The 22,063-nt window shown below is 60.0% G+C and carries 18 protein-coding genes; 5 read left to right on the forward strand and 13 right to left on the reverse strand.

Going from position 1 to position 22,063, the window contains the following annotated elements; translation table 11 throughout:
* Positions 1–9: 9 nt before the first annotated feature.
* From BN1724_RS09005 to BN1724_RS09040, 8 genes are all read right to left on the reverse strand, one after another.
* Positions 10–255: an acyl carrier protein gene (locus BN1724_RS09005; RefSeq protein WP_058235082.1), complete on the reverse strand. Its 246-nt coding sequence runs from the start codon at positions 253–255 to the stop codon at positions 10–12.
* A 56-nt stretch (positions 256–311) separates the two neighbouring features.
* Positions 312–2,102, reverse strand: a complete 1,791-nt coding sequence (locus BN1724_RS09010; RefSeq protein ID WP_058235083.1) for an AMP-binding protein — start codon at positions 2,100–2,102, stop codon at positions 312–314.
* On the reverse strand, positions 2,089–3,042 hold the full coding sequence (locus tag BN1724_RS09015) for an ACP S-malonyltransferase (protein ID WP_084252926.1): 954 nt from the start codon (positions 3,040–3,042) through the stop codon (positions 2,089–2,091). The genes BN1724_RS09010 and BN1724_RS09015 overlap by 14 nt, the downstream gene beginning before the upstream one ends.
* Before the next feature lie 26 nt (positions 3,043–3,068).
* The gene (locus tag BN1724_RS09020) at positions 3,069–3,881 is read right to left on the reverse strand and encodes an ABC transporter permease (protein WP_058235084.1); all 813 of its coding nucleotides are present in this window, start codon (positions 3,879–3,881) and stop codon (positions 3,069–3,071) included.
* 51 nt (positions 3,882–3,932) lie between these two features.
* The gene (locus tag BN1724_RS09025; protein ID WP_058235085.1) at positions 3,933–4,880 is read right to left on the reverse strand and encodes an ABC transporter ATP-binding protein; all 948 of its coding nucleotides are present in this window, start codon (positions 4,878–4,880) and stop codon (positions 3,933–3,935) included.
* 42 nt (positions 4,881–4,922) lie between these two features.
* A complete protein-coding gene (locus BN1724_RS09030) occupies positions 4,923–5,591 on the reverse strand; it encodes a ParB N-terminal domain-containing protein (protein ID WP_058235086.1) in 669 nt (222 codons plus the stop codon).
* 154 nt (positions 5,592–5,745) lie between these two features.
* Positions 5,746–6,351, reverse strand: a complete 606-nt coding sequence (locus BN1724_RS09035; protein ID WP_058235087.1) for a response regulator — start codon at positions 6,349–6,351, stop codon at positions 5,746–5,748.
* A 135-nt stretch (positions 6,352–6,486) separates the two neighbouring features.
* The gene (locus BN1724_RS09040) at positions 6,487–7,644 is read right to left on the reverse strand and encodes a sensor histidine kinase (protein ID WP_172797108.1); all 1,158 of its coding nucleotides are present in this window, start codon (positions 7,642–7,644) and stop codon (positions 6,487–6,489) included.
* Between the two features lie 12 nt (positions 7,645–7,656).
* Here BN1724_RS09040 and BN1724_RS09045 point away from each other — a divergent pair, with 12 nt between their 5' ends.
* Both BN1724_RS09045 and BN1724_RS09050 read left to right on the forward strand, forming a co-directional pair.
* The gene (locus tag BN1724_RS09045; protein WP_197671784.1) at positions 7,657–9,033 is read left to right on the forward strand and encodes an anaerobic sulfatase maturase; all 1,377 of its coding nucleotides are present in this window, start codon (positions 7,657–7,659) and stop codon (positions 9,031–9,033) included.
* A 114-nt stretch (positions 9,034–9,147) separates the two neighbouring features.
* Positions 9,148–10,167: a TerC family protein gene (locus BN1724_RS09050; RefSeq protein WP_058235090.1), complete on the forward strand. Its 1,020-nt coding sequence runs from the start codon at positions 9,148–9,150 to the stop codon at positions 10,165–10,167.
* A 297-nt stretch (positions 10,168–10,464) separates the two neighbouring features.
* Here BN1724_RS09050 and BN1724_RS09055 read toward each other — a convergent pair whose 3' ends face one another.
* The 3 genes from BN1724_RS09055 to BN1724_RS09065 form a co-directional block, all read right to left on the reverse strand.
* Entirely contained in the window at positions 10,465–11,358 is an 894-nt protein-coding gene (locus tag BN1724_RS09055) for a hypothetical protein (protein WP_058235091.1), read from the reverse strand.
* Between the two features lie 682 nt (positions 11,359–12,040).
* Complete coding sequence (locus tag BN1724_RS09060) at positions 12,041–13,096, reverse strand: esterase/lipase family protein (protein ID WP_058235092.1); 1,056 nt, start codon at positions 13,094–13,096, stop codon at positions 12,041–12,043.
* 142 nt (positions 13,097–13,238) lie between these two features.
* The gene (locus BN1724_RS09065) at positions 13,239–15,458 is read right to left on the reverse strand and encodes a beta-glucosidase (RefSeq protein WP_058235093.1); all 2,220 of its coding nucleotides are present in this window, start codon (positions 15,456–15,458) and stop codon (positions 13,239–13,241) included.
* Positions 15,459–15,881: 423 nt separating this feature from the next.
* On the opposite strand from BN1724_RS09065, the gene BN1724_RS09070 reads away from it, so the two are divergent.
* From BN1724_RS09070 to BN1724_RS09080, 3 genes are all read left to right on the forward strand, one after another.
* Positions 15,882–16,364 (forward strand): cation:proton antiporter regulatory subunit, encoded by a 483-nt coding sequence (locus BN1724_RS09070; protein ID WP_058235094.1) that lies wholly within the window; start codon positions 15,882–15,884, stop codon positions 16,362–16,364.
* 53 nt (positions 16,365–16,417) lie between these two features.
* The gene (locus BN1724_RS09075) at positions 16,418–17,608 is read left to right on the forward strand and encodes a cation:proton antiporter (protein ID WP_058235095.1); all 1,191 of its coding nucleotides are present in this window, start codon (positions 16,418–16,420) and stop codon (positions 17,606–17,608) included.
* Between the two features lie 73 nt (positions 17,609–17,681).
* Entirely contained in the window at positions 17,682–18,551 is an 870-nt protein-coding gene (locus tag BN1724_RS09080) for a VIT1/CCC1 transporter family protein (protein WP_084252927.1), read from the forward strand.
* 155 nt (positions 18,552–18,706) lie between these two features.
* Here the strand turns inward: BN1724_RS09080 and gluQRS are convergent, their stop codons facing one another.
* Complete coding sequence (gene gluQRS, locus BN1724_RS13595; protein ID WP_407919303.1) at positions 18,707–20,134, reverse strand: tRNA glutamyl-Q(34) synthetase GluQRS; 1,428 nt, start codon at positions 20,132–20,134, stop codon at positions 18,707–18,709.
* Between the two features lie 354 nt (positions 20,135–20,488).
* A complete protein-coding gene (locus BN1724_RS09090; protein WP_231928209.1) occupies positions 20,489–21,205 on the reverse strand; it encodes a hypothetical protein in 717 nt (238 codons plus the stop codon).
* Between the last annotated feature and the right edge of the window lie 858 nt (positions 21,206–22,063).

A 22,063-nucleotide genomic window follows, 5' to 3' on the forward strand; every position in this document is an offset into this window, starting at 1 on the left:
GAGGGTCCGTTACTTGTCCGCACTGACACGGGTGGCTTCAGCGAAGGCGTGCAGATCCGCCGCGTTGCCGAGCCTGCCGTCAGCCAACATGGCGGGGTCGATGTCGATCCGGTAGGTATCTTCAACCGCCACCAGAATGTCCAGCAGAGTCAGGGAGTCCACCCCGCAGCTAGCGAAGGGGAGAGTGGGATCATCAATGGTCAGACCGCATTTTTGGGTGAGTAGATCGGTGAACTCAGTCAGGGTCATGGGCATGGGGGCATCCTTCTCACGTGTGTGGGGAGCGAACTAAACCGGGGCGGAATGCCGGTTTAGACGCTGGAGGCGAGGGCTTTCGGGGCGCGATCCGCAGGTACATCTGCCTTGGCATCCGGCGGTCTGCTGGCATTCGCATGCGGTCTGCTGCCATGCGGGGCGTGGTACTCCTGAGCGATGGGAGCGCTGTGTAATCGGGTCCGGTCGGGTTTCCCGTTGGGTGTCAAGGGCACATCAGTCAGGCGGACAATGCGGTCGGGCTGGCGTGCCGGGTCCAGCTCGATGCCCAGGTGCTCAGCCACCCGGGCAGGGTCCACGGTCCCGGTGTAGAACAGTGTGAGGTCGGCATCCTCGCTGGCAGGGCGGGGAACAATTGCGGTGTCGAGATCGCTGATCTGTTCGGCAGTGGTTTCGATGTCGTACACGGACAACCGGATTCCTCGACGTTTAATCAGGTCATCATCTCGGCCGAGGAAATACAGTCGATCCTCAGCATCGAGATAGCCCTGGTCACCGGTATGAAGCTCCAGGGATCCGTCTGGAGTGGGAACGAACCGTTGCTGGGTGGACATCGGAACGTTCCAGTACCCGGCCATCACGGTGGGTCCGGACACCACGATCTCTCCGGGCTGACCGACGGGACGAGCAGTGCCATCGGCAGCGATGATCCGGATGCGGGTGCCGGGAAGGGCTCGTCCGACCGACTCGGGGTGGGCGGTCCATTCCGATGGCGGCAAAATGGAGATGCGTTTGCACTCCGTCATGCCGTACATGGAGGCGAACTCTGCCCCAGGAAGCAGCGCGAGCAGCTGTTTCATGATCTCTGCGGGCATTCTGGCGCCGGTGTTTGTCAGCAGTCGTACCGGCGCGGGGATGGCGCGGTTGCGGCTGAGTGTGAGCAGCATGTGGGCGAGGGCTGGGACCAGCGGGATCACGCTGATATGTTCCCGACGGATGAGATCGAGCAGCTTGATGTCGTATTGCGGGTCGGCTAGCACGATCCGAGCCCCGCTCCAGGCTGCGAGGAAAATCTGGTAGAGCCCGTAGTCGAAGGCCAAGGGCAGTCGGCACAGGATGACGTCGGAGTGGGTGTACATCAGGGTGTCGGCAATTGCCTGGACGGCTGACAGGATGCAGCTGTGGGGGCTCATCACGCCGTGGGGTTTCCCGGTGCTGCCGGAGGTGTAGATCAGCAGCCCCAGGGCGTCGGGTGTGCAGCTCGATGGCTTTGCCGCCAACTGAGTCGTCGATCCGGCAGCTTGTGGGTTAGTTGCTGCGGCAGTAGTTGGTGGTGTATTCGCTGACTCTGTGGTCGGTTGTTCCGCCACGAGAGCGATCTCATCCCAGGTCGCCACGATGGCTGGTGCACAGGTAGCCGATGCACAGGTAGCCGGTGCGCAGGTGGCCGCCCCTGCTGTAGCGGGCTGGTCGGCGGCAGGTGCGGGGATGGTGGATTTGTGTATCGGCGGACCCGGGGAATAGTCGGGCTGATGAGCAGCGCTATCGGTGCTGTGACCGGCGCCGCTGGGGTGGCACCCGATTACCAGGGTGGGGGAGCAGTCGGCGACTAGTTCCCGGATCTGGGAGTCGGTCAGATTCGGGTGCACTGGCACGAACACCGCTGCGCGGCTCAGCGTCGCCCACAGTGCGAGGACGACCAGGGCGTCGGATGGGGCAGAGCACAGGACGCGGTCTCCGGGGCGAACCCCGTGCCTTTGCATCCACTGCTCAACCCGCTGCACTCGTTCGGTGAGCTGTCGCCAGGTGAAACGTCGATGAGTGTCGATTAGTGCGATGTCGTCCGGCCATAAGCGGGCACAGCGCTGAAGGAGCTCATGCACCAACATGGGCGGTCTCTTCCTGGTCGATGGCCTGCACCTCACGCCATCCTCGTCCAACACAGGGGCCGCATAGCACCAGATCTCGCGGTCTGCTGATGCTGCGCTGAGGCAAATCGGGAAACTCTCGGCGCAGCAGACCGCTGAGCACCTTCGCCGGGGGAAGGCAGATCACTTCATCGGGAGAGCAGGCAGCGATCCTCCTCATGCACGCATCCCAACGCACGGGTTCAGTGATCTGCTCAATCAGGCGTTCTCGCAGCTCAGCACCTGAGGTGACCAGGGCTCCATCCAGATTTTGGATCACGGGAATGCGAGGGTCATGGAACTGAACCTCGGCGATGGTCGCACGAAATTCGTCCCGGGCGGGATTCATATAGGGAGTGTGAAACGCCCCGGCCACGGCGAGGCGTCGCACCGCGGCGCCGCACGGAGGTTGGCGCACGAGGTCCTCGATGCGTTCCTCTGTTCCTGCCGCGACCAGTTGACCAGCGCCATTAACAGTCGCCAAGTAGATATCGCGGGAGCGCAAGTCCGCCAGCACCTCGGACATCTCGCCGCCGAGCACCGCGGCCATCGCGGAGGGCTGCGCGGAGCAAGCTTTTGCCATGGCCAGACCTCTAGCCCGGGCCAGCCGCACTGTATCGGAGGGGCTCAGTGCGCCCGCTAGGCAGGCGGCAGCGAGTTCTCCGACGGAGTGACCGGCGATCGCCGAGGTGTCATCCGTAACTACCGATGCGGCCAGGATCGCCTGTGCGACCAGAAGTGGTTGCGCATTTTCGGTGAGCTGGATGGTCTCCGCGGTGGCCTTTGTTCCGAGTTGCACGAGGTCGGTGTCACTCGCGTGCGACCACGCGAGGATCTGCTCCGCGTGGTCCGGCGAGGTCAGCCAGGCCGCGAGCATCCGCGGTTTTTGGGCGCCCTGTCCGGGGGCGACGACGATGCTCATGGAATCTCCTCGATACGGGGCCGCGGTTAGTTGCGGCCGCCGCTGGCGCGGAACCGCACTGCAGCGAAGATGACGAACCCGATGAACCAGGCCAACATGTTGACGATGGCTAACACCAGGGACGAGTGCGCGCCGCTGGGCGAGTAGCCGCCGTCGAGGGCGTAGCGGGCGAGCGTGGAGATGCCAAACATCGGGGTCCAGCGGCCGATCTCCAGGATGATGCCTGACAGTGGGATGAAGAGGTTCCCGATAAACGCGAGCGCGGTGATGGTGATACCGGGAACGTGAATGACAACTTCGGGTTTCACCGCGAGGCCGAGCCCCAGCCCAAGAGCCGCGAAGATAGCAGAGCCCAACCAGGCGACGACTAATCCGATAACCCAGACCTGTGCCGGGGCGTCGGCTCCGGTGACAGCGCCCAAAATACCGACCAAAATGACGGGGAGGGTTGCCGCCACCATCGAGGCAGCAACTTTAGACAGGATGTATCCCATGGTGCCGAGCGGGGTGAGGCGCATGGTGCGCATCCAGCCGGAAGACTTTTCAATGCTGATGCCGACGGCGTTAGCGGTGGCTGAGGTTGCCGCGCCATAGACGGCAATGCCGATCATCATCCAGGCGGCGAAATTGCCGTGCGGTATTCCGGCGTGTGCGGGCCCGGTTTTAAACAGTGCTAAATACAGCACGGCGGGTAGCGCAAGCGAGAAGATCAGAGCTTGGCGTTTAAAAGGACGTTTGAGTTCGTAGCGCAAATAGCGCAGCTGAAAACCGCCAGCTTTGCGGGAACTGAGCGGACGCAGGGCGCGGTGGGTGCCGACAGTGGGCGAGGGTGAGGTCATGACGGGTCCTTCATAAAAAGTATGTGGGGTTCAGCGGCGGCGTGAGCGGTGTTATTTGCTGGTGAGGGTGAGGAAGGCTTCTTCGAGGCTGCGAGGAGCTATTTCCAGTTCTTTGGCACCAGCGGTGAGCAGCGCGGTCGCAAATGCGTCGCTGTCGGGGTGGTCGAAATAGGTGCGGTGTCCGCGCCGGTCGATCAGTTTGGCTTTGGGGTCGCTCAGCAATGCGTTCACGGCGTCGTCGGGAAGAACACACGACAACACGCGTCCGGCGGTGGCGGTGCGGATTTCGTCGACGCTGCCGTCGGCGACGATCTGGCCGTCTTTAATCATGATGACGCGGTCTGCGAAATTGTCGGCTTCTTCAAGATAATGGGTAGCGAAAACAACGGTGCGACCCCGGCTGGTGTCTTGGCGAACCTGTTTCCAAAAGTCGTGGCGTGCGTTGATATCCATGCCTGCGGTGGGTTCGTCGAGAATCATGATCTCGGGGTCGGGCAGCAGGGCGAGCGCGTACCGAAGGCGCTGGACTTCACCGCCTGAGCTTTTGCCGACGGTGCGGTCGGCGAGCTGGGTGATGTTGGCGCGTCTCATACATTCTTCAACATCGGCCCCGCGGTAGAGCGAGCCAATCATGTTCATGGTGTCGCCCATGGTGAGGTCGGGAAGCATCCCGCCGCTCTGCATCACTGCCGAGATGAGCCCGGCGTGAGCGGCGGTGATGGGGTCTAATCCAAAAACGCTGACGCTTCCGCTATCGGGCTTGGTCAGTCCGAGCAGAAGATCAATGCTGGTGGACTTGCCGGCGCCGTTGGGGCCGAGAAAGGCGACAACTTCACCGCGCCCAATCGACAGCGACAGGTTATTCACGGCGGTGATGGTTTTCTGCTCTGAGATGGTGAAGGTCTTCGTGACCCGGTCCATCCGCAGTGCGGTGTTCGGATCGGGAACGCTGTCACCGGATGCGGCTGAGGCGGTGGACGCTGTGGTGGTGCTCATCATTTCGCTTTCAAGGTGTGAACTACGGGTGCTGGCGGTGCTGGCTCAGGTCGGGATCGTCAGGGCGACGTCATCGTGCTCAGATCGTGGCGGCGGCCAGAGACTCCCGGTGGCCAGATTCTTGTCCAGAAGTATCGGAGCAAACTGGGTAATTCCCGAAGGAAGCGGGCCGTAGTCCATCGCCAGCTGGGCGATATCGCGCCAGAGCAGGGGAGTCCAGGTGAAGACGGGGATGGCGGGATCCAGCCCGAGGGTGGACGGCACTCGCCGGGCAAATCCCAGCTGTAGTTGGCTCGCAACCGCGTGCACAGCGGTAAAGAGATGCCGCGTGTGGTGAGGACGCTGGCCAAGAAACCGCCGCTGTCCCCAGGTGCTCACACAGCCCAGAGGCCTGGTGTCATCGCTCGCGAGGTGCGGCGGAATCTCGGTGGCCTGGAGGCTATCTAAAACATATGACCAGCTAGGAATGCGGGTGTGGGCCGGCAGCGAGATGACGGTCGCGGGAATGTGGGTCCAGCCGAGTTGCCGTGCGGCGAGCGCCCGGTGGGCTCCGTCCAGGATGATCTTTTGACCCCGGTAGACGGTGGCGAGGATGGGCCAGCGCAAAGTGCTGGTGCTGAGGTCTTTGCGCAGCGCATCTACATGCTCGGAATCGACCTGCTCGTGCCACAACAGCTCGCTGAGGCGAACCTCTTCGTGGCATAGCGTGTGCATCGTGGTCTCCGGGTGCTCAAAGGTGAGTGACTGATAGCCAGGCTATGCACGCTTGGAGCCCCGGTCACTAGATTCTGAGCTGCTGCCGATAAACGCAACCGCAGGTCATGGCTATGTCATGCGCGCGACATGACGAGTGTCATTTGCTGCTCGTTTACAGCCAGCCCCGGTCTTGGCAGTAGGAAATAGCGCTGATTCTGCTGTTGGTCCCTAGCTTCGTCATCGCCGACGAAATGTAGTTGCGGACTGTGCCGGGCGAGAGGAACAGCAGTTTGGCGATCTCCAGGGTGGATACACCGCGTGCGAGTTGACGCATCACATCCAGTTCCCGTTCATTCAGCGGGCACGGACCTAGCTGAAGAGCCTCAGCTGCCAGGTCGGGGTCGAGAACCGTTCGGCCTTGAAGAACCTCATGAATGGAGTCAATCAGTCTCACCGCGGTGATGGTCTTAAGCAGATACCCGTTGGCCCCAGCCTTGATCGCAACCTGAAGGTAACCGCTGCAGGCGAGTGAGGTGAGCAGAATGATTTTGCCGGTGTAGCCGTGTTGGCGAACCGCGCGGGTAATGTCGATGCCGTTGGGGCCGGGCATTTTGACGTCGATCAGCATTAAGTCGGGGTGATGCTGCTCTAGTGCGGGAATGACGGCGTGGCCGTTGCTCAGCCGAGCGACTACCTCGAACTCGGGGTCGGTCTGTAGGAGCACCTCAAAAGCTTCGGCGACGAGTTCGTCGTCATCGACCAAAATTATCCGTACCACGTTGTCCCTGTCGCTTAATCCTGATGGTGCCTCCCGACTATTTTCACCTACTCAATCTCGTAACCTGACCCTGCGCTGATGCCCATCCTGACCGGCGTTAGCGCCCCTCAGGCCCAGCCCCAACCCGACATCGCCTTATTTCTCCGAGTCGGATGGATTGTCGATCGGCAGCTGTACTTCGAGCCGGAAACAGTTTTTCTCACAGGGGCCGGCGTGCACGGTTGTGCCCCGTCGCGATAAGCGTTCGCGCAGATGGTTCAGCCCAGTTCCGGTATCGGGAGATGCTGCATCGGGTGGGCAACCATCGTTGATCAACCGGATGAGCGCGCGATCATCCACGATCCGCACCGTGATCCAGCAGGTGGTCGGTTGCGAGTGTTTCAGCATATTGGTGATGCCTTCGCGCAGAACTTCTGCGATGGCTTTGCTGAGGGCGGCGTCGTGAATGGGTTCGGTGTCGGCGTGCACGGTGATCCCAAGGCCCTTAGCGATGACTTTCGCTGAGGACAGCTCGTCGCTCAGATCCGGGGTCATAGAGGTGCGAATGAGCTGCTGAAGTTGCTGCCGCCCGCACAGGATCGCCTGATGGGATTCTTGAATCTGGTTTTTTGCCCGCTCGACGTCCTGATCGATCAGATTTAATGCTGCTTGTTGACGCAGGGAGACCGCGACGAATGTCCGGCCGATGACGTCGTGCAGCTCGCGGGAGATCCGTAAGCGTTCTTTGTCGATGTTCGCGCGGGTCAACTGTTCTTGGGCGATCAGTGCTTCGTTGCGGAACCGGGCCAGCATGAAGAAACTCATCAAGACGGTGATGATGGTGAGCCCGGCGATGATGATTTCGGTCTGGGTGAAGATCTGGAACGGACCAGCGGAGACAAGGAAGATTTCCACCAACCCTGTGATGACGAGCCCCCACCAGGCATAGCGTCGAGAAAGCGCGAGGAATACGGCCATGGGGATCACCCCGGCCACGTGGATACCGGGTGTTGCTGTGGCGACCAGCAGGACGATGACGCTACAGATCAGACTCAGCACGCGCCACCGCATCGTGGTGAGATTGCGCAAGCAGGTGGTCTGTAACGGCCAATACACCGCCACGATGGCAAGCGCACACCCGGAATAGACGATGCTGGCTAGAAGACTCCAGGTGGTGGTTGGGGTGGTCAGGATCTGGTGCCAGGTGTCGATCACTCCGAATCCGGTGGCGGCGGCACTGACCACGAGCGATGCGAGCTCGGCCCCCGGAAAGTGGGAGCGCGGCCGGAAGGTGGAGTGTGCTTTACCGCCCATCAGCCTTGTCTGGTGAGTCGTGTCGACGAGATGAACTGTGTCGATCAGCCGGATATATTTCGCCCCAATGTAAGGGGGAGATTCCCCGGACACAAATTCGCATCGTTCGACGCGTTGGATAGGGACTGGTTTCATCCTGAAGCTGTCACCTACGGTGGACCTATGCCGCGCCGTTTGCCGTTTACCGTCGTCACGAAACCTACCGGTGCGGCCTGCAATCTCAACTGCACGTACTGTTTTTTCCTGTCCAAAGAAAAGCTGTATCCGCACGACACACTGCGGATGTCTCCGGCAGTTCAAGAGCGGTACATCCGTGCCTATCTCGCCGCACAACCTGACGGTGATGTGACCTTGACCTGGCAAGGCGGGGAACCAACTCTGATGGGTCTGGATTTTTTCCGCCGCGCCTGCGAATTGGTGCGGCGGTACGCTCGACCGCGCCAGCGAGTTCAGCAGTCCATCCAAACCAACGGCGTTTTGGTGACCGATGAATGGGCTGCGTTCTTTGCCCGCGAAGGTTTTCTGGTGGGTTTGTCGATGGACGGACCGGCCGATATCCACGACACCTATCGGGTGAACAAGGCGGGGCGCGGAACGTATGGCCAGGTGGTGCGGGGCTGGGAGGCTCTACAGCGACAAGGCGCCGAGGTCAATATTCTGTGCACCGTTCACGCCGGGAACCAGAATCATTCGTTGGAGGTCTATCGTCATTTCCGCGATGACCTCGGGGCGAAGTATATGCAGTTCATTCCGATTGTGGAGCGGGTGCTGCCGGAGGATCTTGAGCTCGCCAACCAGGGATGGGTTGACGGTGACGGTGGCACGCGCCTGCTCTATCTTCAGCACGGTGATGCCGTCACCGAACGGTCGGTGAACCCGGCGGCATACGGTCGTTTTCTATCCGAGATCTTTGCCGAGTGGATCGCCCACGACGTAGGTACCGTGTTCGTTCAGGATGTGGATGTGGCGTTGTCGGCCATGTTCGGTCAGTACACGTTGTGTGTGCATGCTCCGGAGTGTGGCGGGGCGCTCGCCGTGGAGCATAACGGCGATGTTTATTCGTGTGATCACTATGTTGAGCCGGATTATCGCCTGGGTAGCGTGCTCACCGATGATTTCGCCGACTTGCTGTGTTCGCCGAGTCAGCGCAGTTTCGGACGGGGAAAGCGTACTGACCTGCCTTCGCAGTGCCTGCGCTGCTCGGTCCGTCCGCTGTGTCACGGGGGGTGCCCGAAGGATCGGTTCATTGATTCTGAGGATGGCGAACCCGGGTTGAATTACCTGTGCGCTGGTTACCGTCATTTTTATGAAACTGCTTTGCCTGGGTTGCGGGCGATGGCGCGCCTGGTGGCGTCGGGGCGGGAAGCCCGCGAGGTCATGACGTCCTAGGGACGTGAGTTGCCCCCCTCGCAGATGACCAGCACGACAACCTGACGCTAACCTGAGAGGCGTACGCGCTGCGGCGCTCCGCTCGCTCCCGACTCTTCGAGAGGTCCACCATTTATGGGTGAACTATCCCTAACATTCGAGATCGTCTCCTTGGCGGTTCTCGTGGCGATCCTTCTGCTCGATTTGTTGATCGTCTTCAAACGACCGCACGAACCGTCCATTAAGGAATGTACGGCGTGGATCGGTTTTTACGTGGGTCTTGCCATTGTGTTCGCCATCATCTTGATTTTTGTGGGCAACGCCGAGGTGGCAGGGCAATTCGTGGCTGGCTGGCTCACCGAGTATTCGCTGAGCGTGGACAACCTGTTTGTGTTCATCGTGATTATGACCAAGTTTGCGGTGCCACGGAAGTATCAGCAAGAAGTCCTGATGGTCGGGATCATTATTGCTCTCATCGCTCGCGCGATCTTTATTGTGATTGGCGCCGTGGCGATTAACCACTTGTCGTGGCTATTCTATATTTTCGGCATTTTCCTGTTCTGGACTGCTTGGCAGCAGGTCAAAGGGGAGGATGAGGATGAGGAGCAGGATTCCTTCATCATGCGCACTCTCAAGCGCTTCATCCCGGTGACCGAACACTACGAGGGAAATAAACTGCGCACTCGGATCAATGGCAAAGCCATGTTCACTCCGATGCTGCTGGTGTTCCTCACCATCGGCTTGACCGATGTCATGTTCGCCCTGGACTCCATTCCCGCGATCTTTGGTATCACCCAGAATCCGTTCCTGGTGTTTACCGCGAACCTATTTGCTTTGATGGGGTTGCGTCAGCTCTACTTCCTGCTGGGTGGGCTCATGGATCGCCTGGTGTACCTTCACTACGGTCTCGCTGCGATCTTGGCGTTCATCGGCGTGAAGCTCGTCCTGCACGCTCTACACGAGAATAATCTGCCGTTCATCAACGGTGGGCAGCCGATCCATCAGGTGCCAGAAATCCCGATTTGGCTATCGCTTACGGTGATTATCGGTTCGATGGTGGTTGCCACCGTTGCGTCCTTGGCCTCGCGGCGCAACGCGGATCGAGATGCTGATTCCGAAAGCATCGAGCACAGCCCCGATGCGGGTAAGGAGTAACGCCCGTCCGGAGTCAGGGGATAACTCCTGGTTCGGCTTTGCCGGTGGACCTCGCCCGATCCAGCGCATAATGCGGGTCGGCGCAGGAGCCCACTCGGCTGCTTGGACACCATAAAGCGTGAGGCGCGCTGATCGTAGGTTGATTTTACGATCAGCGCGCCTCACGCTTTGATGCCGGGATGCTGAATATCCGCGGTGCAGGCTCGCGCCTGCTCAGCGAGATATCTGAGGCTGGAGCCTGCACGTCCAGTCCTCAGATATCTCAGAGCTCGATCGACGAGATGCCGCCGAGGTATATCAGTAAATACCGTCGCCCTTTGCGCCGAAGAATGCGAAGTCGCCAATGGTGGACGAATCAGCGCGGCCATTGACGAGCGGAACATCCTTACCGGACGATGGCGGGTTCGGGCCGCGCATCACGTACTTGATACCACCGAATTTATTCCCGGTAGCGTAGTAGTTCTGGACGGCCTGGAGGAATGCGGGATAGCACGGTGAGGAGTCGGTCAGCTCCACGCCGGTGGCCTTTTGGACATCGGTGGCTAACGGGGCGGCGATGCCCATGGGTTCGAGAACGACCTTGGTGTTGAGACGTCCACCAGCAGTGATGCCGTCCTGCCACTGTAGGTTCAAGTCAAACTCTTTGCCGGCGGGCTGATCGTCTCTCAGCATGCGCAGCAGGATTGCCTGGGTGTCGCCAGGGCTAAAGGTAGTCTCCGTGGTGGTGTTACCGGCTCCCTTACCAATGGTGCCGAGGTAGTTCCCCTTGAGGTCCTCGTAGCCGTAGTACGAGCTGGAGGTGGTGAACGCGCGGTGGTCAGTGACGCGCCCGTGGTCCGGGAGGTTCACCAGTTGCATCTTGTAGATGAGGTCGTACTTGTAGTTCGGGCTGCCCAGCTTCAGGGCTTTGGAGCCAACATTCTTGACGTTGAGGTAGCTGTTGCCCAGGAAGCCGTTGGCGCTGCCGACAGGCTGGTAGTAGTTGATCTCCAACGTGACGCCGGTCTGGTCTGGAATGCTGCGGATGTAACCGTCGAAGTAATCTTGAATCTTCTTCAGGTTTTCTGGCCTGCAGGCTGCCGAAGCGGCGAAGGCCGGGCTACCGGTGACTATTGCTACGGTTGGCACCGCCCACATCGCGCCTTTGGCGAGGGTCCGCCGAGAGACGAGTTTTTCTTGATCGGGTGTCACGTTTACTCCTGGTATCTCCTGATGGGTTCGTGCGACGACATCACTACCGACCAATGCTGTTATGGTCCACTATGAAATGCTTCCGCGCGACATGCCGCAACCATTGCCTTACGGTGTAGTTAGACCGTACCACCAATTAGTACCGTCCCAACGGGACTGGACCTAATGTCATATGCAGGCACAATGTCGCGATGCTGGTCAGTCCAGCTGGTTCGGTCCCGCTGAGCCGATTGTGAGTGTGTTATGTGTCCCGATGGATCCGAGTGGTTTTGTCGTGGAGGAGCCAAGATCTTAGGTGTCTCATATGTCTTGTGGCCTCGGTGTTTAGTCGGTGCGGCTACGTGTTTCTGCGTCATGAACCGCGGCCCCGGTTCATCTTTCTGAGAATGATAATTGTGATCGTCTCGTCCATAAGTTGGTGTGAAGCGGCCTACCGCAGGCGGCACCGTGCTTCACGCCATCGGTGCCGCCCACGATAGGCCGCTTCATCTTTGTTTTTAGTTGTGTACGGTGCGCCGCGGTGTTGTTCACCTCGGGCCACCGAAGGGGTCCCCACCGCGTTACCTTGCGACGCGTACACAGTGGCGTGGCAATGCTCGGCGGGTCGGGGGATAGCCTAAAGGCCCGCTATGGCAGATGGACAGCTCCAGCCGATGAGCAACTCCAGCGAATGGAGAGCGCGTCAGCTCGCAGGAGCGGGGGCTGGCGCGGGGTCTTTTGGTGCCGGTAAGTACGGTGGAATCCACCAGCAGTTCACGGGCTTTGCCTCAGCTGGGTTCAGTGCGTTCACAACCATCTGATAGGCGACCGGGTCGTAGGTGAAGTTCTGATGTCCGTGCGCATCGAGGCCGCACACATTTTGCACGACTTCGTTCTTGACGCCGGGCTCATCAATAATCGCGTTCGTATACGGGGTGACCACTAAATCCAGCTTGGTGGTGATGACCGTGTACTTCACGCCGGGCACGGTCAGGCCACCCTCATTGAGTTCTTTCAAGAACGGTGAGCCCTCCAATTGCTGGAGCAGTGAGGTGCGGTTGTGCTTGTCGATAATCTCTTCCTTAAGGGACGGGGCTTCTTTCAATACATCGCGAATCAGGTTCTTCAAGCCCCACATGGTGGTTCCATGGTTAGAGGGCACGAGACCGATTAAGTGATTGACCTTGGAGGCTCCGCCGTACCACTTGATGTATGCCCGCGGAAGCGGGCCACCGCCCTGCGAGTGTCCGATCAGATCGACTTTCTTTGCGCCGGTTGCCTTCAGAACCCGATCGACGAATCCCGCCATGAAGGCGGCGGACTGCCGAATATCGCCGGCGAATGACGTGGAGTCATTCGTCGGGTTGGTCGAGGGGTTGTAGTTGAAGGTGTACACGCAGTATCCGGCGTTGCGCAGATGTGGCGAGTAGAATGACCAGGCAGAAAAGGCGTCTTCAATCGTCCCGGGGATTAGGACGATGGGATTCTGGCCCTTCTTTGGCTTACAACTGAAATCGTTTGCGCCACGGGGCCACATACCGGGGGTGATCCCGGCCGCGGCTTTGGCGGCGATGAAGGTGTGGAGTTCGGCTCCCTGACGGGTGGAGGGAATGCCACCCGGGCTGGTGGCAGCTTCGACGCCGCCGGGATTCTCGGGGGTAGGCAGCGGTGTCGATGCCTGTGCGGCACCGGCGCCGGTGATTACCGAACCTATTAGCGTCAGTGCGAAACCGACATTTAGCAGACGAGAACGCATCATTGCTCCTTCTCAGGTTAGATTTTTCGGTTCTTATGACATCGGCACCACATATATGGGATATGTGATGCCGATGTCATGAAGGGTGTGTGCGGGGTGGAGCGGATCGCCGCCCCGCACCTGACTTATTTCATCCGTAGGACTGTTACTTCACCTGGTAGGTTGCGGTTCCAGCGATATCGTTGACGTCATTTCCGACCATGACTCGGTAGGTGCCTGGACGGACGACAAACTTATCTTTTTCTCCCTTCCATATAGCGAGTTGCAACGGATCGACAGTCATTTCGACGGTCTTTTGTTCGCCCGGCTTCAGCTCGACTTTGGTGAAGGCCCCGAGCTCGCGAGGAGGAGTGGTCAAATCCGGGGTGCTGGGTTTTCCGATGTACACCTGCGGAACCACTTTGCCAGTGCGTTTGCCAGTATTTGTCACGGTGACTCGGACCTTGAGCGGGTCTTTCGATGACCCGTGGTCCTTCACAAGAGCCACATTGGAGTAGGAGAACGTGGTGTAGGACAATCCGTACCCAAATGGGAACAGGGGCTTTTGACCGTTCGCGGAGTACCACCGATACCCCATGAATACGCCCTCGGTGTAATTGGCTTGGAAACCGAGCTTTGATCCGGGGAACTGGTCGCTGTGCGAGGCAGGCTTCTGCTCGTTGGATGCGGGGAAGGTCTGCGGCAGGCGTCCGGACGGGTCAACTTCCCCGAACAAGAGGCGAGCGGTTGCTTCACCGCCCGCTTCGCCCGGGTACCAGGTGTTGAGAACACCTTTTACCGAGTCGAGCCACGGCATGAGAACGGGGCCGCCGTTTTGGGTTACCACGATGGTGGGTGCGCGTCGCGCTGCGATATTCACCGAGTTGTTGACATGGGGCATGAAATTGAGACCCGGGCGATCAAACAGCTCGGTAGACACAGTGGTGGCTACGACAATCACCAGGTCGGACTTCTTCGCGGATAGAGCGATACCGGCGGGGTTCCATTCGGAGACCCAGTCCACCTCCACCCGATCCCCGTAACGCGCCTTAATACGGTCGAGTAGATTGTCGCGGGTGATGGCGTTGACGGCTGATGATCCGCCGCCCTTCAGAGCGCTCTTGGCTCCATCGCCGACCACGGTTACACGGTGGATCTTGGGATCCTTGGCGTTCAGCGGCAAAATCCCGTCGTTCTTGAGCAGGACGGAACCAGCTTCGGATGCTTTCTGGGCAACAGCTTGGCCGCGCGAGACTGGGATTTCGCGGATGGTGCGCTGCCGATCACCTCGCTCGGAATCCCACGGGTGATCAAACAGGCCGAAGCGGAACATCTGCACGAGCGTTTCGCGCACACGTGTACGCACGTCATCCCAGCTCATGTCGCCGTTTTTAATAGCCCGGGTGACGAGCAGCTTTGACGTCCAGAAGTTGCCGGGAAGTTCGACGTTCAGACCGTTCTTAATATCTGTTGGCGACCAGGCTGCCGGGTAGTCAGTGACCACGAAGCCTTTGAATTTCATATTTTCGCGTAGGTCCCGCTTCAGCGTTTCCGGGTTGCCGCAGGCGGGCTTGTTGTTCACCTTGTTGTAGGCGCACATGACGATGGCGGGATCCGACTTTGCGATCGCGATCTGGAACGGCTTTTCGTAGATCTCGTGCAGGGTCCGGTCGTCAATGTTTGAGGAGTTCTGAGTCCGGTTGGTCTCCTGATTGTTGGCCACATAGTGCTTAATGGTGGCCATCAGCCCGGTGCTCTGGACGCCTTCGACATGAGCGGCGGCTATCTCGCCTGATAGCAGGGGGTCTTCGCCAAAGTATTCAAATGTGCGGCCTGCGGTGGGGTTGCGGGCAAGGTTAAAGCCGGGTGAGAACAGGACGTCCTGTCCGCGGTCGCGAGCATCTTGAGCGATTGCTTTTCCATAGGACCGAGCTAGACCCGGGTCAAAGCTCGCAGCCTGGGTGATCGGGGCTGGCATCTCAGTGGCTTTGTCACCATTTCGCAGGCCTGAAGGGCCGTCAGTCATGATGACGGCAGGCACCCGTAATTCCGGAATGGCGGGTATATAGCCGATGTACTTTGGTCCTTTTTTGGGGGCTGTGCCGCCAATGAGTCCACCGTCTCCGTGGAGCATATGAATGAGTTGATCTTCATTCATAGCCTTCATCAAAAGATCTGCCCGAGCTTCCGGTGAGAGATCTTTGTTCAGCCAGGGATATGTTGCAATATCGGCGGCGCTATTACCCGTGGAGGGTATAGGTGAGGCTGTTGATGTGAGTGCAGAACCCCCCACTAGCATTGAGACCCCAAGAACAATGGCAGCCGTTCGAGATAGCAGTGGGCGACGTCGTCGATTGGGGGTGGCGTCGGTTTGAGCGTCGGGCATAACTTCTCCTCGTCGAGCTCTGTGTCGTAGGTACTACTGTCGGGAAACTATGAAACCACAGCGGTTCAGGACTGTGGAAGTTTGCTGAGGGTTCTCTCTGTGCTATGTCCGCCCTTTATCCAGGGTTTAGTGCCCCATAATGATCGCTAGCTAGCGATCATCCGTGTTGGCGATCATAAATAGTCAGGGAGACATACCTTTCGACAGTCCTTATGTATTAGCGGGACTGCACTTTAGTGCTCAGCTTTCTTTCAGATTCGCTGTTTGACCGAGTCAGCTGTCCTACCCCGGAGCACTCGGGCCCCGTCGCCGGCGGAGGTATTTCTCTACCAGGTATCTCTCGGCCAGGTATGTCCGAAACTGGATGCAGTCGAGCGGGAAACCGCCGGAAAGGGAGTGACAGCGGTGGCGTAGGCTATCGCCGTGAAGATCAACGAGACCATCCTCCCGGGCCTCGGGGTGCGCCAGGAGCTTGCGTTGGAATCGGGGCGACGGTTATGCCTGGTCGGTTTGCGCGACGGCACCACCACCCTATGTGTATCCAGCATCGATGATCCCGACGCGATGGAAATTAGCGTGCCGCTCAGCGAAAAAGAGGCCGCGACGCTCGGCAGCCTACTGGGAGGGCCTGAGCTAGCCCGCAGCCTGGCTCGTGAGCAAGAAGACCTCGACGGAGTCAGCACCCACCAGCTTACTCTGCCCAAGACCTCCCGGTACGTCGGGCAGCCCTTGGGCTCAACCCGTCTGCGCACCCGCACCGGTGCGTCCGTCGTGGCGGTCATCCGCGACGGAGTTACAGAACCCTCACCCGGGCCAGACTTTGTTCTCCACGCCGGTGACCGCGTGGTCGTGGTAGGCACGCCCCAGGGGCACCAGATGGCCCTGGATATTCTGCGCGAAAGCTAAGTCACCGCGAGGTTCGCAGCCTCTGGCCCCCAGTTCCCTAGAGAGAGGATAACGTGCACGCTTCGACGCTTGCGATCCTCGAATTGGGACTCGTATTTTTCGCATTGGGTCTACTTGGACGACTCGCGCACCGGGTTGGCATCTCTCCGGTCCCGTTTTACCTGCTCGGCGGTTTAGCCTTTGGACACGGAGGGTTTCTCGAACTCCCTCACATCATGGATTTCGCATCGGTGGCCAGCGAAATCGGTGTCATCTTGCTGCTGTTCGTCCTCGGGTTGGAGTATTCCGCGCGGGAACTCGTCACCGGCATGCGACGATCCTGGCAAGCAGGTGTTCTCGACATCGTGCTCAACGCGCTCCCGGGAGCGTTGCTCGTACTGGCCATGGGATGGGGCCCGTTGGCAGCACTTGCTTTCGCCGGTGTTACCTATATTTCCTCCTCGGGCATCATTGCGAAGGTGCTGAGTGATTTAAAGCGCCTCGGTAACCGTGAAACCCCGATTATCCTCAGTCTCTTGGTCTTTGAGGATCTGGTCATGGCGATCTATCTGCCGGTGCTCACCACGTTACTGGCCGGGGTCAGCTTTCTGACCGGTGCCCGTAGCCTGGCAATTGCGCTCGGCGCGGTGGCGGTTGTCATGGTGATTGCCCTGCGGTACGGGCACGTGCTCTCCCGGCTCATCGAAAGCGAACTGCAAGAAGCATTCATGCTGGTCATGCTAGGGGCAACCCTATTTGTGGCCGGGGTTGCGGCGCAGATCAATGTGTCCTCCGGGGTCGGTGCGTTCCTCCTCGGAATCGCGATTGCTGGTTCCACGGCGGAAAAGGCCACCCGGCTGGTGGAACCTCTGCGCGACCTTTTCGCTGCGATGTTCTTCGTGGTGTTCGGGCTCACCACCAGTCCCGCGACAATTCCCGGCGTGCTGGCACCGGCTCTTCTTCTGGCCATCATCACCGCCATCACCAAGATTGCGACGGGCATCTGGGCTGCCCGACGACAGGGGATTGCTCTGCCCGGTCAGATTCGTACGGGCACCACACTTGTGACGCGCGGGGAGTTTTCGATTGTGATCGCCTCGCTCGCTATGGCTTCCGGAACGGTCCCGCAAACATTTGGTGCGCTGGCAACGGTGTACGTGTTGCTGCTCGCTGTGATCGGCCCGATATTGGCGCGTCTTTCGGGTCCACTGGCTCATGTCGTCGCCGCCGCCAAGCGCTTGCGCCGAGCCCAAGGTGCCGGATAAATAGGTCTCTGACCTGGGAAGGCAAGCCTCAGCTTGCTTGATGTCAAGAGATCTGAGGGGTAGCGTCCCCGCTATGAGCACCGTCAAGATATGTCCTCAGCCGTGTGCCGCGGAGTCTGTCTGCGGTGAGTATCCCTGCCTGGAGTGGTCCGAGACAGGGGAAGTCAGGTTTGAAACAGATGTCGCCAACCGAGAGAACGATCCACAGAACGAAATAGCCAAGCCCGAGGCGGAACTGGTCGAGCTCCGCGTGTCTCACGACCGAAGTGCGACCTCTCGACGCCTGAACCAATTGCGGGCCGGGGTGCTCGGAGCCAATGACGGCATCGTCTCGGTTGCGAGCATCGTGATCGGCGTCGTAGCAGCGACATCGAACGCGGCCGCCATTGCGGTGGCCGGTGTCGCAGCCCTCTCGGCGGGAGCACTGTCGATGGCCGTGGGGGAATACGTATCGGTGTCCACCCAGAAAGACACCGAACAGGCACTGTTTGAACGCACCCGCGTCGCGCTTGCCACCGACCCGCACGGCGAACTCGTGGCTTTGACGGATGCCCTGGTAGAGACCGGGATTCCCCGAGATCTGGCATCAGAGGCCGCCACTCGGATGACCGCGCACGACGCGTTAGATGCTCATTCCCGGGTGCGCTTTGGGATTGAGGAGGCGTCCATGGCCTCTCCCGGTGCGGCAGCATGTGCTTCACTCGGCGCTTTTGCCCTGGGCGGGCTCATTCCCTTACTCGCATCGCTGCTTACCCCGGCCCCATGGACCATTCCCATGATCGTGGTCGCGGTGATCTTAGCGCTGGCAGCGACCGGGTTCGTCAGCTCTAAACTCGGCCAAGCCGCGTCCGGGCGCGCCACAATCCGCACCATTGTGGGTGGCATCCTCGCGATGGCGATTACGTTCGGGATTGGTTCACTGCTCGGGGTAGGAATCGCCTGATATCCAGGTCAGTGTTGGGTCGTCTAGCACCATGTCAGTGTTGGGCCCGCCAGCACTACGTCGGCGTCGGGTCGGTCAGCACAACTAGGTCACTGTTGGGCCGGCCAGCACCAGGCTCGGAGCATTAATCGTTACAGGACCATCCCGGCACCGGGTCAGTCGCCAGTTACCACCCAGGGCGTAGAGGGCATAGCATCCGGGTCGAAGGCGAGCACGAGATCATGCACATCGTCAATGCCCGGATATCCGAGAGAGGCTGAGATCTGTTCGATAACCTGCGGAACACTCTCCCCTCGCTGAAGCCGTTCCCGCAGGGTCACGGCGCCATCGCGTTTAGCTAACCGTGCCCCCGAGGTGTTGACGGCGAGCGGAACATGCACGTAATCCGGGGTGGGTAGGCCGAGCAGGTGTGCCAGATAGGCCTGGCGGGGCGCAGAGGTCAGCAGATCATCACCTCGCACGATCTGTCCCACACCCTGGTATGCGTCATCCACCACCACCGCGAGGTTATAGGCCACCACGCCATCGCCGCGTCGCAGCACCAGGTCGTCTACGGAGGCTGACACGATCCCTGCATGGCGGTCATGCACGGTCCAAGATCGGACGCTAGAGCGCAGGCGGAGTGCGGGTTCGCGCGAAAGCTCCCGCATCCGGGCTCGTCCCCGTTCCCGCGCTGCCTCGTTCAGATTCCGGCAGGTACCTGGGTAGGCCCCCGGTGGGGAATGCGGCGCGGATGGTGCCGACAGAATTTCCCGGCGGGTGCAATAACACTCGTACGCCAAGCCCTGTTCCGTGAGCGTGGATAGGGCACGCGCATAAGCATCAGAGCGGGAAGACTGGAACAACACCTCGTCGTCGTAATCGAGCCCTAAGGTCGCCAAGTCCTCAAGCTGACGGGTCGCCGCCCCGGGTCGCACCCGGTCGAGATCTTCAACGCGCATCACAAAGGGGCGACCTTCTCGCCGCGCCGCCATCCACGCCAGCACAGCGGTGCGGAGATTGCCCAGGTGTAAGTCACCACTCGGCGACGGAGCATAACGCCCCGCCCCGGCAATGCGACGCAGAATCACGTGATCGGTGGGATCCTCCTCATCGCGCTCATCAGTGGGTAAAAACCCAAGCCTAGAGGCCAAACGCCGCGACCGTAGATTGGCGCTCGCCGTGTGCACAATGATTTCTGTCCCGGGCAGCATCCGGTCAGCCAGGCCCAACAGGGCGCGCATCGCCTCGGTGGCGTACCCCTGCCCCCAGGCCTCAGGCAGCATCCGGTAATAACAGTTCAGGACTTTCCGACCGTTCAAGGTCAGGAACTTGGTGCCGCAGACCCCTACCACGCGCCCATGCGCACCCGTCTCCGGGCGAAGCCGCACACAGTGGTAACCGATCCCATCGGTGTGCCATTTCAGCAGCCAGCGATTGAGCACATGCCGCATTTGGTCAACGGTGCTGAGCGGGCCAATTGAATCGTCCGCGAATGCCGCGGGATGAGAGTGGATATTCCACAGCGCAGGGAGATCGTGCGCTGTCACCGGTGTGAGCTCCAAACGGGGCGTGAGAAGCGGTCGGTCCACGGGTGTGTACACGCCAGCAAGTGTAGGGGGATCGATGCGGGAAGGTGACGTCAGGCGGGTGCGGTATGTGGCGCAAGCGCACAGGGTTACGAGGCGAGGTCGCGCGGTGAGGATGCCCTCTTTAACGTGCCGGTGCACGGCTTTCATGGCGCCTTGACGTTGAGCTATAGCACCGCAAGGTCATGCCATAGCACCACGAGGTTGAGCCGTGACATCGCGAGGCGGTGACCGCGTTGTCACGGTCACCGCCTCGCGATGGTGGGTCGCTAGAGCCCAGCTGCTCTCGAGCAACGGCCACACGCCGTGGTAGGACGGGTTTGGCTACGCGTGCTCGGCAGTGGAATCCAACGACGGTCTACATGCCGATCAGAGATCGCCGCGGTGGGTGCCGCGCTTCTTCTCGTCCTCTTCGCGACGAGCCTTCTCAGCTGCCGTGTCAGAGGTCAGCGAACCTGCAACGTCACCGGCTTCGGCGCCCGCAACCGTGTCGGACACTTCGGCGCCATCCTTGTCGTCCGAACCGGCGGCCGGATAGTGGGCGCGAGCGAAATCAGCGGGCGGTGCCCACGGATCCTCAATCGGACGGGTCTTCTTCCAGGCCACATATCCGGCTGCGGCACCTGCGCCGACCAGGGTCAGCAGGAACAGCGTCTTGCCCACGGAGCGCTTCTTCTTGCGCTTGGTGGGGGTGGTGACTGCCGAGTGAATGTCCTTGTAGCCCTTCTCCCATTCCTTACGGGCAGCGTCCACAGCGGCGGCAACAGTTGCCTGAACCGTGGCATTGGTGGCGCCGTAGGTCTTCTTAGCGCGCGGAAGGTAATCCTGGCGCACGTCCTCCCGCAGCTTTGCGGCGTTCGGATTGATTTTCTCGGCAAGATTCATAACGCGCTCGTTCTGCTTGGCGACGCCGCGGCGAACACGATCGGCCACGACCGGGCTGTACGTGTCGTAGAAATCCGTGGCGCGCATACGCGCTTCGTGGGCACCCTCGGTTACGAGGGGGCCAACGTTGGAAAAGACGCGGCTAAGACCGGCGTTGGCCTGCTCGATCCCCTTCTTCGTCGCCTTCTTCTTGCAGCACATGATGCCCATCGCGGGTTTCCTTTCGCAATCGATACGGCAGACGTCTTACGGCGACCGCCGACGGAGGCGTGACGGGATGCCTGTACATCCTTACCGGACCATACATATACCGGGCCTGCGCCCCACAGTACATATATGTGTAACCGTGGTGAGACCACACGATATGAACGGTCCGGGACGAACGGACGTCCCATACCGTCTCAGCCTACCGTGTCGCGGCTCACCGTGCGCTGGGACGCGGCGGGCCATCGCCGAAAGTCGGTGATGAGCGGTGGTGATCCGCGGCCATTTACAGCAGCTATCTATAGCCGAATGACGATCGAATAGCGATCCCGGTCTAGCGCGGGTACGTGGGCAAGGGTGGGTGTGACTCGACTGATTAGAGGAGGGGCTTACTCGCTGACATGACGGTGTCGGTGGGTCTGCTGTCCAGTTGAATGTGTGTGCGGGGCGAGGGAAATGTGCGACCTGATCGTTGTTTATAACGCTTCGGTCAATTTGAGTGGACGTGTTGACTTAGTCCAACCGGCCATGTCTAACCTTCTATAGGTGCGATACCTATCAGGAGGGGATATCCGAAGATCGGAGCAGGCCAATGAAGGTAGGGAAATCTACGATAACCGCACTAGTAACGATGAGTCTCTCGTGGGGTGGCGGTGCGGTCGCAAGCGCCAGGCCCACGATTGGGAATCGCGTGCCCCTCGTTGAGAAGGGCTCCGAGGTTGTGGGCAACCCGCTTGTTCATTTCACCAAGCCAGAAATTATGAATACGGATCAGGGGGGTCTGTATAAGTTTGATGACGCTCGAACCGGCAAGAAGTACGCTTACTTTATCGACAAGCAAGGAAGCGTTTCCGA

The sequence above is a fragment of the Devriesea agamarum genome (assembly GCF_900070355.1).
Lineage (GTDB): Bacteria > Actinomycetota > Actinomycetes > Actinomycetales > Dermabacteraceae > Devriesea > Devriesea agamarum.

Bases quoted from the DNA above. Each gene is read 5' to 3' on its own strand.
- BN1724_RS09005 (WP_058235082.1), bottom strand. From the start codon at position 255: ATGCCCATGACCCTGACTGAGTTCACCGATCTACTCACCCAAAAATGC.
- BN1724_RS09010 (WP_058235083.1), bottom strand. From the start codon at position 2,102: ATGTTGGTGCATGAGCTCCTTCAGCGCTGTGCCCGCTTATGGCCGGAC.
- BN1724_RS09015 (WP_084252926.1), bottom strand. From the start codon at position 3,042: ATGAGCATCGTCGTCGCCCCCGGACAGGGCGCCCAAAAACCGCGGATG.
- BN1724_RS09020 (WP_058235084.1), bottom strand. From the start codon at position 3,881: ATGACCTCACCCTCGCCCACTGTCGGCACCCACCGCGCCCTGCGTCCG.
- BN1724_RS09025 (WP_058235085.1), bottom strand. From the start codon at position 4,880: ATGATGAGCACCACCACAGCGTCCACCGCCTCAGCCGCATCCGGTGAC.
- BN1724_RS09030 (WP_058235086.1), bottom strand. From the start codon at position 5,591: ATGCACACGCTATGCCACGAAGAGGTTCGCCTCAGCGAGCTGTTGTGG.
- BN1724_RS09040 (WP_172797108.1), bottom strand. From the start codon at position 7,644: ATGGGCGGTAAAGCACACTCCACCTTCCGGCCGCGCTCCCACTTTCCG.
- BN1724_RS09050 (WP_058235090.1), top strand. From the start codon at position 9,148: ATGGGTGAACTATCCCTAACATTCGAGATCGTCTCCTTGGCGGTTCTC.
- BN1724_RS09060 (WP_058235092.1), bottom strand. From the start codon at position 13,096: ATGATGCGTTCTCGTCTGCTAAATGTCGGTTTCGCACTGACGCTAATA.
- BN1724_RS09065 (WP_058235093.1), bottom strand. From the start codon at position 15,458: ATGCCCGACGCTCAAACCGACGCCACCCCCAATCGACGACGTCGCCCA.
- BN1724_RS09080 (WP_084252927.1), top strand. From the start codon at position 17,682: ATGAGCACCGTCAAGATATGTCCTCAGCCGTGTGCCGCGGAGTCTGTC.
- BN1724_RS09090 (WP_231928209.1), bottom strand. From the start codon at position 21,205: ATGTGCTGCAAGAAGAAGGCGACGAAGAAGGGGATCGAGCAGGCCAAC.